Source organism: Edaphobacter dinghuensis (assembly GCF_014640335.1).
Taxonomy (GTDB): domain Bacteria; phylum Acidobacteriota; class Terriglobia; order Terriglobales; family Acidobacteriaceae; genus Edaphobacter; species Edaphobacter dinghuensis.
The window spans coordinates 831,536-845,725 of record NZ_BMGT01000002.1 but is presented as its reverse complement, the minus strand read 5'-3'; the positions used below and the strand labels follow the sequence as shown (position 1 = coordinate 845,725).

General features: G+C 57.9%; 13 protein-coding genes. 4 read left to right on the top strand and 9 right to left on the bottom strand.

From position 1 onward, the window contains the following. Positions 1–85: 85 nt before the first annotated feature. Positions 86–1,522 (top strand): hypothetical protein, encoded by a 1,437-nt coding sequence (locus tag IEW09_RS09070; protein ID WP_188553831.1) that lies wholly within the window; start codon positions 86–88, stop codon positions 1,520–1,522. Positions 1,523–1,607: 85 nt separating this feature from the next. Here IEW09_RS09070 and IEW09_RS09065 read toward each other — a convergent pair whose 3' ends face one another. From IEW09_RS09065 to IEW09_RS09045, 5 genes are all read right to left on the bottom strand, one after another. Next, positions 1,608–4,859, bottom strand: coding sequence for a sugar-binding domain-containing protein (locus IEW09_RS09065; protein WP_188553830.1), 3,252 nt, complete (start codon positions 4,857–4,859; stop codon positions 1,608–1,610). Between the two features lie 100 nt (positions 4,860–4,959). Next, complete coding sequence (locus IEW09_RS09060; protein WP_188553829.1) at positions 4,960–5,271, bottom strand: ATP synthase F0 subunit C; 312 nt, start codon at positions 5,269–5,271, stop codon at positions 4,960–4,962. 128 nt (positions 5,272–5,399) lie between these two features. Further along, complete coding sequence (atpB, locus tag IEW09_RS09055; protein WP_188553828.1) at positions 5,400–6,131, bottom strand: F0F1 ATP synthase subunit A; 732 nt, start codon at positions 6,129–6,131, stop codon at positions 5,400–5,402. A 62-nt stretch (positions 6,132–6,193) separates the two neighbouring features. Continuing rightward, complete coding sequence (locus IEW09_RS09050; protein WP_229739207.1) at positions 6,194–6,604, bottom strand: ATP synthase subunit I; 411 nt, start codon at positions 6,602–6,604, stop codon at positions 6,194–6,196. Between the two features lie 17 nt (positions 6,605–6,621). Beyond that, the gene (locus tag IEW09_RS09045) at positions 6,622–6,879 is read right to left on the bottom strand and encodes an AtpZ/AtpI family protein (RefSeq protein WP_188553827.1); all 258 of its coding nucleotides are present in this window, start codon (positions 6,877–6,879) and stop codon (positions 6,622–6,624) included. Positions 6,880–6,970: 91 nt separating this feature from the next. Between IEW09_RS09045 and IEW09_RS09040 the strand changes: the two genes are divergently transcribed. Together IEW09_RS09040 and IEW09_RS09035 are read left to right on the top strand one after the other, a co-directional pair. Beyond that, entirely contained in the window at positions 6,971–7,327 is a 357-nt protein-coding gene (locus tag IEW09_RS09040) for a lysozyme inhibitor LprI family protein (RefSeq protein ID WP_188553826.1), read from the top strand. Between the two features lie 161 nt (positions 7,328–7,488). Then, positions 7,489–9,282, top strand: coding sequence for a lysine--tRNA ligase (locus IEW09_RS09035; protein WP_188553825.1), 1,794 nt, complete (start codon positions 7,489–7,491; stop codon positions 9,280–9,282). 52 nt (positions 9,283–9,334) lie between these two features. Here the strand turns inward: IEW09_RS09035 and IEW09_RS09030 are convergent, their stop codons facing one another. Together IEW09_RS09030 and IEW09_RS09025 are read right to left on the bottom strand one after the other, a co-directional pair. Further along, on the bottom strand, positions 9,335–9,778 hold the full coding sequence (locus IEW09_RS09030) for a DoxX family protein (RefSeq protein ID WP_188553824.1): 444 nt from the start codon (positions 9,776–9,778) through the stop codon (positions 9,335–9,337). A 45-nt stretch (positions 9,779–9,823) separates the two neighbouring features. Beyond that, complete coding sequence (locus IEW09_RS09025) at positions 9,824–10,198, bottom strand: RrF2 family transcriptional regulator (RefSeq protein WP_188553823.1); 375 nt, start codon at positions 10,196–10,198, stop codon at positions 9,824–9,826. Positions 10,199–10,287: 89 nt separating this feature from the next. Between IEW09_RS09025 and IEW09_RS09020 the strand changes: the two genes are divergently transcribed. Then, positions 10,288–11,082 carry a TIGR00282 family metallophosphoesterase gene (locus IEW09_RS09020; RefSeq protein ID WP_188553822.1) on the top strand — a complete coding sequence of 265 codons (795 nt, stop codon included), beginning with the start codon at positions 10,288–10,290 and terminating at the stop codon, positions 11,080–11,082. A gap of 41 nt (positions 11,083–11,123) precedes the next feature. On the opposite strand, the gene IEW09_RS09015 is transcribed toward IEW09_RS09020, so the two are convergent. Next, entirely contained in the window at positions 11,124–12,620 is a 1,497-nt protein-coding gene (locus tag IEW09_RS09015) for an NADH-quinone oxidoreductase subunit N (RefSeq protein ID WP_188553821.1), read from the bottom strand. Then, a complete protein-coding gene (locus IEW09_RS09010; RefSeq protein WP_188553820.1) occupies positions 12,620–14,173 on the bottom strand; it encodes a complex I subunit 4 family protein in 1,554 nt (517 codons plus the stop codon). Before IEW09_RS09010 ends, IEW09_RS09015 begins: the two co-directional genes overlap by 1 nt. Positions 14,174–14,190 lie beyond the last annotated feature (17 nt).

The following is a 14,190-nucleotide window of genomic DNA, read 5'->3' as shown; positions in this document are numbered from 1 at the left end:
CGCATGTTGTGGGTTATGTTGTATAGACTTGACCGGGCCACCGGTAAACGTTACAGACAATAAAGATTTATTGAGGAGCAAGGGAATGAAGAAGGTAGTCGTTGCGTCTCTCCTGGCAGTTGCTAGCATCGCACTTGGTGGGCAAAGTATGGTTGCGAATGCTCAGGATAATGGTGGTGCCAGTGCACAATCCGGTGGCGGGATCCAGATGTCTCCTGCCGAATATAAGGCTTATAACGATGCGATCTCGCAGACTACGCCCCAGACAAAGGCCGCTGCGCTTGAGACCTATCTGACGACGTATCCGAATTCAGCGGTGAAGGCATCGACGTTGCAGATGTTGATGCAGACGTACAGCGGGTTTGATCCGGCCAAGACCGTGAGCACGGCGGATCGCCTGCTTCAGGTCGACCCGAACAACCTGGTCGCTTTGACCTTTGAGACCTTCTTCCATAGGCAGGATGCCGATAAGGCGACCGATCCGGCGGCGAAACAGACCGCTCTGGACGCTGCGGCTGGATTTGCGCAGAAGGGTCTGGACGCCCCCAAGCCCAAGGACATGAGCGATGCCGACTTCGAGAAGATGAAGACGGGCGTCACGCCGGGCCTGTACGGTGCCATTGCCGAAGATGCTGCCAACAAGAAGGACATGAAAACAGCAGTTACGGACTACACGGCTGAGTTGAAGGCTGCCCCTGCGGCATCGACGACTACCCCCGGTCCGGTTCTGCAGGATACCTACCAGTTGGGTCTGGCCTACTATCAGTCGACGCCGCCCGACTATCTGAACTGCACCTGGTATAGCTCGCGCGCGGCTGCCTTTGCTCCGGAGCCCTACAAGACCGAGTTCCTGAAGGTTGCGACGTATTGCTATAAGAGGTATCACGGCAGCGCAGATGGCTACGATGCCATCACAACGGCTGTCCAGGCCAGCCTCTTCCCGCCGGCCAACCTCTCTTCCACCGTCAAGCCAGCGCCGTCGCCTGCCGACATCGTTGCGCAGGTCATTGCGAGTACCCCGGATCTGGGAACGCTGGCAGTCAGCGACAAGGAATTTATCCTTCAGAACGGCAAGCCTGAAGATGCAGCCAAGGTTTGGGACACGATCAAGGGCAAGTCGGTTCAGCTTCCCGATGTGACCGTTGTTGCGGCTACCGACAGCTCCATCCAGGCATCGGTCTCTGACGATGCGGTTGCGTCGAAGACGGCAGACTTCACCTTCAACATGAAGGAGCCTCTGAAGACGGTTCCCACGCCTGGAACGAAGATCACGCTCTCGGGTACGTATGCCTCCTATACTGTCGGCGGAGTAACGCCTGCCGGTGAGACTGCTGCGACACCTGCTGCACCGGCTGCGACACCTGCTCCTGCCGCTGCGCCGGCACCTGCAGCGCCCGCGGCTGCGCCTGCTCCGGGAGCCGCACCTGGCCCGGTAGTGATCGTGATGAGCGATGGAGCCGTGGTCGAGCCGAAGAAGCCGGCTGCTCCGGTTCATCACCACACCACCACCCGCAGACGCTAACCGAAGTCGCAATAAACAAATGAGGCAGCCTTCGGGCTGCCTCATTTGTTTATAAGTTCATCTGGAAACTGCGAGTGGCTAAATCCTACTTCGTTGTCAGCCACGCCAGTGCATTTGCTAGAAAGCGCTGCTGCAGCACAGGCTGAAACTCCGGAATGCGATGATAAAGGATCTTCGCCGATCCTAACCGGGTAACGAAGGTGCCTGCTCCGACATTGCGGTCGTGGTCGCGGCTATAGGCTGCAACGATCTCGACCCCCTCTCCATCGACGAGTAATCCATTCGACTGACGGCCCTTTGCCTGGTAGTGAATGCCCATCACCTGATCGACAGGCAGCCCTTCGTACAGAGGATGGCTTCGGACGAAATACCAATTGCCCATCCATGGCGCGCGGAAGTCGCCGACGGCTCCTTTATAGGTAAACGCACCCGTAGCGGCCAGCTCTTTAGCAACGCCGTCAGAGAGAGTATCGGCCTGAGGAATCGCAAAGAGCGGTATCCCGTCGCGAACGGCATCGAGAATCCCATTCGCAAGCGCTCCAAGCTGCGTGCTGGCTGCAACCTCGCCCGGTTCAAGTTTGCGTCCGGGGACAGCCTTCTTTGTACCCGGCTGTGCTTCAAGACCAGTCGTATCGCCGGCGTTCTGTTCTGAAGAGACATGCGCCGTGATTCCGCTGGAGACGATGGCATCGTACCTCTCTCCAGCAACGAAATCGTGGACGGTGATTCCAGGCAGAGAGGCGAGTTGCTCTCGCAGTGCTGGTGTGATGCCTGAGACTGCGATCGAAAGCCGCTTCTTCTGGGGATGTTTCGTATCAGCCACCCAGATATCTTTGCTCTGGGTGGCAAGCGGCACAGACGACAGGCCAAATCTGAACTGATAGCGCCCTTCCTCAGTCAGCGCAGGAGTTTCGAAAGATTCCTTGAGCAGATAACTGAACTGGTCGGGAACATGTTGTGGCGCGGGCAGGGAAGTGAGCGTGGTGCGCCTGCCGCTGGGTGTAATCATCGTGAAGGTAAGCGTGCCTGTGACAGCCTTCGTCGTGTCATTTAGCAGGTAAAGATCGAAGATGGCGCGACCGCCAAGCGGTGTGCAGATGGCTCGCTGCTTGGCCACCGGACGCACTGGCATCAGAGTTCCTGAGATTGGCTCCGGATCAGACTTGAAGTTACGCAGGTTGTCCACAATGCCTGAGTGATTCTCGATTGCCGTCGATTCCCAGCCCGAGATAGCAGCGAAGTCGAGATCATCGGAGATACGAGCGTTTTCAAGATAGTTCTGCCATGTGTCGTAGCACTTTGAGCCAATCGAAAGCCAGAGATGCTCAGTCACAGGGAAGGCCTTGCGAAAGTTCCAGCGATCAAGAAATTTGTCGTAGGCGACAACGATCTCTTCATGGTCCTTCAGGTCGTAGCTGTCGCCGCCATACTTCTTATAGGTGTCCGTAATCTGGTGGATCATCAGCGAGTGGTTATCCGGCGTGGCACAGCCTTCCATCTCGCCGAACTCCGATAGCTGCGCGTGAACAGGGGAGCGATAGGTGAAATCGGTGGGTGACTTGTAGAACTCGTCGTACCATTGATCGCCCGCGCCCTGGTGCTGATTCCACCAGCCTCCCCATGGCTCTTCGTCAGAGCGGTGAAGCTTGGGGTTATACGGCTCAAACCACGCCTGCGCCGCACGCCGTGGCGGGGCCACAAAGCCATCGTTGAGCACAATGCAGCGGCTGGGGTCTTCCGCGCGCATCGCCTCCAGCACAGCGATGGTATCGGGATTCTTGAGGTCCGCGCCGATCTCATTTTGCAGGCAATATTCGATCACGCTGGGATGCGAACGATAAGCCTTCACCATCTCCACGCATTTGACGAACATATAACGCTGCGCAAATTTGTCCGCCTCGCTAACAGGCTTTTCCATCACGATACCGGCAGCATTGGCCTGTACATTCGAAGGCAGCTTGCCGATAGCCATCTTGCCTGCGCCCGGCTCCATATAGCGCAGCAGACCGAGGCGGTCGTGGGCGCGCAGCACCTCCTCCTTGGCCAGATTGCGATGGAAGTTCAGGCAATTCAAGTTGAACTTCTTAGCCTGCGTGACTTCTTTTTCGGCCAACTCCGGAACAGGGAACATTCCATTCAGCCCCCAATATCCCCACGAGATCGAGGTATAGATTTTTATGCGTCGTCCATTGAGCCGGAAGATGGCGTCCGTGCCAAGGCCGGATGGCGCAAACCAGCGAAATCCGAAAGTAATCGTGCGTAGATCAGTTTGCCCGTTGTGTGAAGTCCATGTGAGTTTTGCATGATACAAAACAGGCGAATCTAAGTCCCAAATCTCCGCTTCGTCAGCCGCCACCTCAAACTCGTACTTGAGGAGACGGCCATCTGCATCAAGTTTCGAAAGAGAGACTGCAGCCGGTACAGTACGCCCTTGTGAATCGGTAATCTCTACTCTCAGGTTTTTCCGGATAGGATTTGTCGCAGCCAAGGGTCCGACACCATAAGAAAGTTCGACTTGTGCGTGAATTTGAACAGTCTTTGCTTTAGCCGTATTCAAAACCCAGGCGTCGGCGATTCTATCGTCGAGAGGTACCTCACGAAGGGTCATCCCTCGATCAAGCGCCCCAAATCCATGCGATCGATAAAGCTTCACCGCTCCCCACTGAGCATTCAGCCCATCGACCCAATCGAAGCGTCCAAAAGGATTGGTGATGCGGATGGCAATAATATTTAGGCCGCCGGGGTCTGCTGCGTGCGTCAGATCGCACTCGAACGGCAGCTCCTCCATGATCGAGTAGCCCACGAGCTTCTTGTTGAGATAAACCTCAGCGCGAAGATGCGCTCCGCGAATGTGAAGAAATATCCGCTTCCCCTGCATCGAAGCCGGAATGTCGATCTCGCGATACCACCACGACACCCCAAAGTAAGCCCCGTTCTGCGGGATAGGATCATCGGCGGCGTAGCGGTACTCCTCCGGCGTATACGAACGATGGGTGTACTTCCCCCAGAAGTGCTGCTCGACGCTGGTAGGCAGTACCACCTCTTTTCCTGCATCATGAGCCAACACCTGCCAGCCGCCCGTCGGTGCGTTGACCCGCAGTTGGTCGAGGCGGACATCTTCAGGCAGAAAGATCGCGTCGTTCTTCCACTCGGCCTGCTCATCAATCCAGAGACGCCATCCTTCATCGGGGATAAGCGCGCCATTTTCGGGATAGGTATCGGTCGCTGCTCTCCTCGGTTCAGCGAGCGCAGGAAGCGTAGGGAGAAGGCTGGCAGCCGCAGCAGTGGAGGCGGTAGTCTGAAGAAATTGGCGTCGAGAGAGTTTATTTTCGAGCATAAGTGGTCCGGCCAATTCTACGGTATCGCTCACCACTAAAACAGCAAAGCCCCCGCGATGAGCGGAGGCTTTGTCTTGCAACCGAACAGGGTTCGGAAACTTATGCGTGGACCTTGAGGAAGATGATGACGAAGGTGAACAGCGCGAGCGACTCGATGAACGCCAGACCAAGAATCAGGAAGATGAAGATTCCAGGGCGAGCACCCGGGTTACGCGCCAGAGCCTCGGTTGCCGAGGCAGTCGCCTTACCCTGACCGATACCGCAAAGGCCAGCGGCGAGCGCCATGCCCAAACCTGCGGCCAGCGGAACCCACTGGGCAGCGGGGCTGTTTGCGGCAGCTTCCTGTGCAAAAGCCGGTGTTGCAAGCAGCAACGCGGCCAACGACATAAACAGATATTGCAACTTACGCATGATGTTACTCCTGTCTCCCGTCAGATACGCCGCCAGTGGGTGGTTGATGCTCACCGTGCTGGCACCCTCACGCTATGCGGCATTGTTACCTGCCGCGAAGAGGGAGGCCCTTCGCGACAAACTCAAAATTAGTGGTCCTGCGCGACTGCCAGCGAAAGGTAGATCGCTGCAAGCAGGAAAAACACGTAAGCCTGAACCACGGCCACGCCAAGATGCAATCCCAGAAACACCAGGGGAACGCCGATTGGCACCAGTGAGAAGAACGCGATGGTAAGCAGGTCGCCTGCAAACATATTGGCGTAAAGACGGACGGTCAGCGAAAGGATACGCGCAAAGTGAGAGATGATCTCAATCGGCAACAGTAGCGGGTACAGCCACCACACCGGCCCCAGAAACTGCTTGATATATCCAAAACCGTGCGCCCGAGCGCCGTGATAGTGGTAGTAGATAAATGTAACCAGCGCAAATCCCAGCGGCACCACGACGTTCGCCGTCGGCGACTCCAGCCCCGGAATCAGGCCCAGCAGGTTGCAGAGCAGAATGAACAGCAGCAGCACTGTCAGATAGCCGGTAAACCGCTCCGAGCCATGTCCGATGATCTGTTCGCCTTGTTCCGATACAAACTCATGCGTCATCTCGGCAAGGTGCTGGAACGCAGCCGGTTTCTCGACATTCAGTGTCAGCCGCACCACGATGAAGTATGCCAACAGCCCGAAGAAGACCAGCAGCTCCATTGCAAACTCGTTCGTAATCGGCTTGGCTGGATACTGCGGCTGGATATGCAATGCATGAAGCAGCGAATCGACCGGCCCGGCAAAGTGCGCGTTGAGAGTTCTGGTAATCAATAACTGTGTTGGCATATATAGAAAAATAAGAGAGCTTCTGTTTGTAGATCTTGCAGATCGAAATCTGAACCGTCAGTCTAAACCGTCCACGCCTTCATAAGCCTCAACCCTTCCACCGCGAGTGCAAACACCCCAAGTGCAAGGCCAGCGGCGAGCGCATAGACCGAACCATTCAGATACTTAAGGCTAACATAAAGCAGGGCTACCGCGATCCCCAACCGCACGAAGAATCCCACCAAAACCATCGCCATCGGCCGCGCCGTCTGGCCCCCGTCCATCCGCACCATTACCGCCGACATCAGCCGCAGCCACTCAAACAGCCCCGACCCTGAGATGACCGCTCCCACCAGCAGCAACAGCGCGCTGGGCCAGCCCGCCTTCCACCAGACCAGCGGCGTCGCGACCACAACAATAATGACCAGCAGCCGCAGCGCACTCCATATCGTCCGCTTGAAATCAGCGTCCGTATAGCTATTAATTCCCGTCACATCGTCCTCGTTCGTCTCTATTTGCTGTTCTTCAAAAAGCGCGCAGCGGTCGTAAAGATCTGCACAAACCCCGCGATTGCCCCCAGCACGATCCCGGCGATCGAGATCCAGCTCTGGTGAAAGTGCTTATCGAGCCACGCGCCGATCAGCCAGCCGATCAGGCACCCTGCCGGCAGCGCAATCGCCAGTTGAATCATCGACTCGGCCTTTACCAGGTCTCCCAGAGGACCCTTGGCGCCCGTGCCTTTGCCGTCTTGTGCTCTGTCATCCGCCATCGCCCACCTATTACATCATGCAAACGCAGCCAAAAGACACCCTTAGCCTCTCCGCGTTACTCTGTCACCACAAAAGAGGAGCCTCCCCCCGATGCGCCGTAACTTCTTCCTTCCCCTGTCCCTGCTTGCCGCCTGTCTGGTTTTACTGGCTCCAGGAGCATTCTGCGTGCCCATCGATTGCGCTAAAGCTGCTACCCCCAACGAAAAGACCATCTGCTCCGATCCCACCCTCATCCAGGCCGACGCCCGCATGGACACCCTCTACAACGTCTCTTTGCATTTTGTCGCTATGGGCACACGTGGCGACCTCCAGGATCAGCAGCCCATATGGATACGCCAGCGCGAGGCTTGCGGCACCCGTAAACCCTGCATCCGCGCGGCCTATAAAAAGCGTACCGCCGTCTTCGAGGCCATCATCGCGCACGCAGCAACCTTTGGCCCCTTCTAAAGAGCTTGTTGAGAAATACACGCTATCTAGTCCCATCCAGCTACGATTGCACGTCATCTCGACCGGAGCGAAGCGTAGTGGAGAGACCCCTGTATTTGCCGTTGTTCTTGTTATCGCCGCTATACTGAAACTTCAACCCTAATTGCTGCAAAGGAAAACCCGTGTTCGAGTCCGAGTTCGAAAAAAACCTCTATGCCCTCCGCCGCGACAAGCTCGCGCAGATCGCCGCTCTCGGCCACGCCACCTATCCCAACTCCTACGCGGCCACTCACACCATCCCAGAGCTGCGCGCCGCCTATGATGAGCAGACCGCCGAGCAACTCGAGTCCGGGCCGGCTCCCATCGAGATCAGCATCGCTGGCCGCATCATGGCCATTCGCGTTCAGGGCAAAGCCGGATTCGCCCAGTTCCAGCAGGGGGGCCAGCGCCTCCAGATTTACGTCCGCAAAGACGATGTAGGCGAAAACGCCTTTGCTCTCTATAAGCTGCTCGACCTCGGCGACCACATCGGCGTACAGGGCTTCCTCTTCCGCACCCGCACCGGCGAGCTGACCGTGCACGTCAAGCAGCTTACCTTCCTCACCAAGGCCATGCTCGCCCTGCCTGACAAGTACCACGGCCTCGAAGACACCGAGCTACGCTACCGCCAGCGTTACGTCGACCTCTTCATGAACACCGGCCACAGCGCCAAGCAGGCCGAGAAACCGGGCGCTCCAGCCACAGAACCGGATGCCCCAGGTCTGGCTGTTGCAGACCTGGGCGGAGCAGCACAATCTTCCCCGGAGACCGCCGAACCTGAGGTTCGCAACGTCCGCGAAGTCTTCGTCAAGCGCGCCGCCGTCCTTCGCGCCCTGCGTACCTTCTTCGACGAGCGCGGCTACCTCGAAGTCGAAACCCCGATGATGCACACCATCGCCGGAGGCGCCGCCGCCAAGCCTTTCCGCACGCACCACAACGCGCTCGACCTCGACCTCTCCCTGCGCATCGCGCCCGAGCTGTACCTGAAGCGCCTCGTCGTCGGCGGCCTCGACCGCGTCTACGAGATCAACCGCAACTTCCGCAACGAGGGCATCAGCACCCAGCACAACCCCGAGTTCACCATGCTGGAGTTCTACCAGGCCTACGCCAACTACCACGACCTCATGCGCCTTACCGAAGAACTCATCGCCTTCGTAGCGCAGGAAGTAAATGGCCACACCATCACTAACTTCAACGGCGTGGAGATCGACCTCAGCAAATGGACGAAGCTCTCTATGCGCGAAGCTATCGTCAAATGGTGGGACGACGTGGCTGGTCCTCGACCGCTGGTTACCGACTTTGAGAATGCGGCATCTCTTCACGCGTGGCTTGATCAGGTTATCCCTGAACCTTGGACTGAGCAGGAGCACAGAGAAAAGCTTTTTACTCCTGAATTTGAAAGGCGCAAGAAGTTTCGCGTCCTCTATGCCGCGTTGGACATTAGCCTAGATCGATTGAAGCGCAATGAACCTGCTGGCAAGGCGATAGCTGAGATTTTTGAGACCGTCGCCGAAGAGCACCTCATCCAGCCCACCATCATCTACGACTTCCCACTCGCCGTCTCGCCGCTCTCCAAGCAGAAGCCCGACGAGCCCGACTGGGTCGAGCGCTTCGAGTTCTACATCGGCGGCTTCGAGGTAGGCAACGCCTTCAGCGAGTTGAACGATCCGGACGACCAGCGCCGTCGCTTCGAGCAACAGCTTCTTGAAAAAGAGCGAGGCGACGACGAAGCCCATGAGATGGACGAGGACTACGTCCGCGCCCTCGGCTACGGCCTGCCTCCCACCGGCGGCGAAGGCATCGGCATCGACCGCCTGACCATGATCCTTACCGGCTCAAAGTCCATTCGCGACGTCATCCTGTTCCCGCTACTTCGTCCACAGGTCAAAAAGCAGCAGGCAACTGCGGAGCAGCCCCACGGAGAATCAGCAGAGTAGGCGTCAGATTTCGTCGCCGGAATCCAAACTTGAGTGCCCATTCGGCAGAGCTTCATCTCGCCGAATGGGCATCACGACGCAACCGCCGCTCCCACCCAGCTACAACTCCCAACAGCCATGCTCCACATATATCTCCGTACACCGAATAATCCAGCGGAGCTTTCACTCCCAGGCTCAAAGTCATCGCCAGCGCAAATAACCCAAATAATGCGGCTGCCGCATAGGCCACATACTCCAGATAAAATCCCGCCAGCAACCCTATGCCCAGCAGAATCTCCAGCGCTGTAGACACCCATGCCAACACCACCACCAAGCCATGCGGTGCAAAGCTATTCAGTACCCCTGTGTAGCTCACAAAGTGAGCCCAATCTCCCCAGGCCACCTGCGGAGCACCATGTGGCCCCCACAACCCAAATCTGTCCGCCACGGCAGATAGCAGCGTTGCTGCTAATCCTGCTCTGCCCACCCAAAGCGCAATTTGAACCGGCCTCTGCAACCTTAGACTCCTGACTCTGTAGGTGCCTCACACAGCCGAATCCAGTTAAGCCTTCTTCAGCCGCTTCACCACACCTGCCAGCGAGTGCTCATTCATCGCGGCCACGGCATCGCCCCGGACCTTTTTCATCAGCCCTCCAAGCGCCTTGTCTTCTACGGCAAGCCACTCGCCTGCGGCGGCGTCAAAGATGTCGCCAAGGCCGATCTGTTTGGCCGGAACCTTCAGCTTTGCGCCGCCGTTCGGTCCTTTGCGTTGCACGATCAACCCGGCCTTGTGCAACAGCAGAAAAGTCCTCCGCACCATGACGGCGCTCTCCTTCAGGCTCTCTGCAATCGCCGCCGAGGTATGCATCGCATCCGGTTCGGTCGCTAGCACTGCTAAAACCCGCAAACTCAAAGCAAAACGCGCATTCTGTGCCATAAACAAAAAGCTACCACAACTGCCTTGGCACAAGATTGCACACAACCCGCTGCGGCTCCTTTGAAACTGCGACCGTGTAAACTTTTTGAGTGAATATCCTTTTTGTCGGCGATGTCTTCGGCTCCGCCGGTCGCCACATCGTCCGCGAACATCTTCCTCACGTTCTTGAAACCAATGCCGTCGATTTACTTGTGATCAATGGCGAAAACGCCGCTGGCGGCTTCGGCATCACGCCTTCGATCGCCGAAGAGTTGTTCGACCTGGGCGCTCACGTCATCACCACCGGAAACCATATATGGGACAAAAAGGAGATCTTCGAGTACATGGCCGTACCCGAAGACTCGCATTCGCGCAACCGGCGCATCATCCGTCCGGCGAACTACGCTGTGGGGACGCCCGGCTTCGGGGTTTATGAGGGCGAATTGGGCAATGGGCAGAGCTATGCCGTCCTGAACCTGCAGGGAAGGGTGTTCATGTCCTCCTGCGACGACCCATTCCGCAAGGCCGATGAAATCATCTCGAAGCTTACGGCCAAGGTCATTCTGCTCGATCTGCACGCCGAAACCACTAGCGAAAAGGTCGCGATGGGCTGGTATCTCGATGGCCGCGTCACAGCCGTCCTCGGCACTCACACCCATATCCCCACAGCTGACGAGCGCGTTCTGCCCGGCGGCACCGCCTATCAGACCGACGTTGGTATGTCAGGCCCATATGATTCCGTGATCGGTGTGGAAAAAGAGCTGGTGCTGGGCCGCTTTCTTACCGGGATGCCGGGCAAGTTCGAGGCGGCCAAGGGAAATCCGAAGATGTGCGCCGCGCTGATCGCATGCGATGGAGCTACAGGACAAGCACAAAGCATTCAGCGCATCATGCTCGGTGAATAGAGCGTGATGCGCTGAAGAGGCGATCGCTGAAACTAGAAAATTTACTGCTGTGAGGTTGTCACCGGAGCTGCTGCTACAGGGGTTGGCACCGACTGTGTGCTGGCACTGGCGCGCTGCGCGAGGTTCAGGAAGTGTCCGGGCAGGATTCCCAGCATCAGGGTAGCTGCGGCGGCAAGAGTCAGTCCTACTCCAGCAGGAACGCTGAGGCTGCGACCCTCGGTGGGCTGTGCAGTCTCGGTGACCGGACGCGAGTAGAGCGCAACCAGCAGGCGGAGATAGTAGAAGCAGGCTACACCGCTGTTGAGCAGGCCAATGACAGCGAGCCAGACATGGTTGGCATGGATGGCGGCGGAGAAGACATAGAACTTGCCGAAGAAGCCGCCGGTGAAGGGGATTCCGATCAACGAGATCAGGAACAGGGCAAGAAACGCAGCCAGGATGGGACGACGCAGACCGAGACCGGTGTAGTCATCGGTGGTGCGAATCTGCTCGTTATAGCCCGTAACCTGGGTGATGACGGCGAAGGCGCCGATCTGCATTGCAGCGTAGCTGGCCGTGTAGAAGCAGGCCGCTGCGATGCCATCGGCTTGCAGGGCAGTGAAGGCAACCAGAATATAACCTGCGTGGGCGATGCTGGAGTAAGCCAACATGCGCTTGACGTCGCGCTGAAGCAACGCGCCGAGGTTACCAACCGTCATCGACAGGGCAGCGAGCACCCAGAGCAGCACGGCCCAGCGATGCTGCATCGGCCCAAAGGCCGAGAAGGTGATGCGCAGCAGGACGGCAAAGGCAGCGGCCTTAGGCGCGGTGGACATGAAGCCGACGACCGGCGACGGCGCTCCCTGGTAGACATCAGGCGTCCATACATGGAAGGGCGCGGCGGAGACCTTGAAGCCAAGGCCGATGAGGATCATGGCCAGCGCAAGGAAGGCCATGCGCGGCGTGGTCGTGGTAGCAAGACCCTGGGCGATGGCTGCGATGCTGGTCGAGCCGGTGGCTCCGAAGGCCAGCGCAATGCCATAGAGGAAGAATGCCGTGGCGAAGGAGCCGAGCAGGAAGTACTTGATGGACGATTCAGAGCCTGCCGCACTGCCCTTGCGGAAGCCGCACATGATGTAGGTGGAGATCGATGAGATCTCAAGCCCGACGAAGACGACCAGCAACTCGGTCGCGCAGGTCATCAGCATCATGCCGACGGCGCTGAACGCGATCAGTGCAAAATATTCGCCGGAGTGGCTGGCGTTGCCCTCAAAGTAGTCGAGCGAGATCAGCAGCGTGACCAGGGCAATAGCAGCGACGAGCAGATGGAAGAAGACGGAGAAGGAGTCGACCTGGATGCTGTTGGAGAAGGCCGTAATATTGCCGAGGTGAAGCTGATACCAACTGGCATAGCCTGCGCCCAGCGTACCGAGGATGGCGAGCCATCCCAGTGGCTTGCGGCTTGCACCTGAGGGTAGCAGCGGCTCGGCGAGCATGATGAGCACACCAACGATGGTAAGGATGTACTCAGGCAGAAGGGCAACGATATTCGGGGTCATTATTTGGCCTCCGTGCTGGCCGAGGCCGTCGAAATTTGAGCTTGCGGCGAAACTGAGGAAGACTGTGTTGCTGCAATGCGGGTTCCGGCCGTGTCGATGGCGCGCAACCAGATGGGAGAAGCAACTCCCATGATGAGGAACAGGATCACCAACGGCCACATCGCGAGATGCTCGCGGGCGTCGATATCCCAACCCTTTACATTCTCAGACTTGATGCCAAGGTCACCGTAGAACACACGCTGGATCATCCAGAGCATGTAAGACGCGCTGAGGATGACGCCCGTGGTGGCAAGAACCGTCCACACCATGTGGTGCGCAAAGACAGCCTGCATGGAACCGGAGAGGATCAGGAACTCGCCGACGAATCCGTTGAGCATCGGCAGGCCAACCAGCGACAGGGTAGTGATGACGAAAAGTGTCACCATCCATGGCAGTTTGCCTGCAAGGCCGCCGTACTCACGCATGTCGTACGTGCCATAGCGCTCGTAGAGGATGCCGAGCAGCATAAAGAACGCTGCGCCTGAGAGGCTTTCGCTGAGGATGTGGAAGATGCCGCCGTCGAGACCGGAGATGGTGAAGCTGAAGATACCGAGAACGATGAAAGCGACGGCGCTGAGAGTAGCGTAGGCGGCGAGACGCTTCAGGTCCTTCTGGACGAGGGCAAGCAACGCGCCGTAGACGATGCCGATGGCTCCAAGTGCAAGCATCAGGGGAGCGATGCAGTGCGACTGCTCTGGGAAGATGCTGAAAGAGAAGCGCAGGATGGAATAGAGGCCAAGCTTGCCAGCGAGCACCATGACCGCGGCGGTCGGAGCCTCGGAGACAGCATCCGAGAGCCATCCATGCAGCGGGAAGACAGGAACCTTCACGGCGAAGGCCACGAGGAAGGCCAGAGAGCAGAGCCAGAGCGCGGCAGAGTTGCTCGAGATGCTGTGAGCTGCGGCAAGCTGCGTCAGCCGCGGCAAGTCGAACGTACCAGTGCGGACGTAGAGCCAAAGGATGCCTACGAGCAAAATCGCCGAAGGGATGAAGGCGTAGAGGAAGAACTTGATCGCAGCGCGGCGGCGGTTCTCTGTGCGGCCGAAGGTAGCGATCAGAAGCGTCATGGGAATGAGTGAAAGCTCCCAGAAGCCGTAGTAGAGGAAGAGATCGAGCGAGACGAAGACACCAAGCATCGCGACCTGCTGCAGCAGGAAGAGAACATAGAAGGTCTTCTTGCGAGTGTCGATGGCGCGCCACGAGACGAGAACACCGAGCGGGGCAAGAAGGCCAGTGAGAACAACCAGCCACATCGACAAGCCATCCACACCGAGATGATAGCGAATGGCAGGAGAGGCGATCCATGGATTATCGGTTGCAAACTGGAAGGTGCCGGAGGCCGCGCCGTAGTCGTAGTGGAAGGGAAGATGCAGGGTCAGCAGGAAGGTGATGAGCGTGACGGCGAGTGCGCCCCACTGCATCAGCTTGCCCTTGTCCGGCAGCAGCGCCAGCAGAATCGCGCCGGCGAGCGGGACGAGGATGAGGATGGTCAGAATGGAGTGGTCTATGTTCATCGGGTTTAATCGTTTCC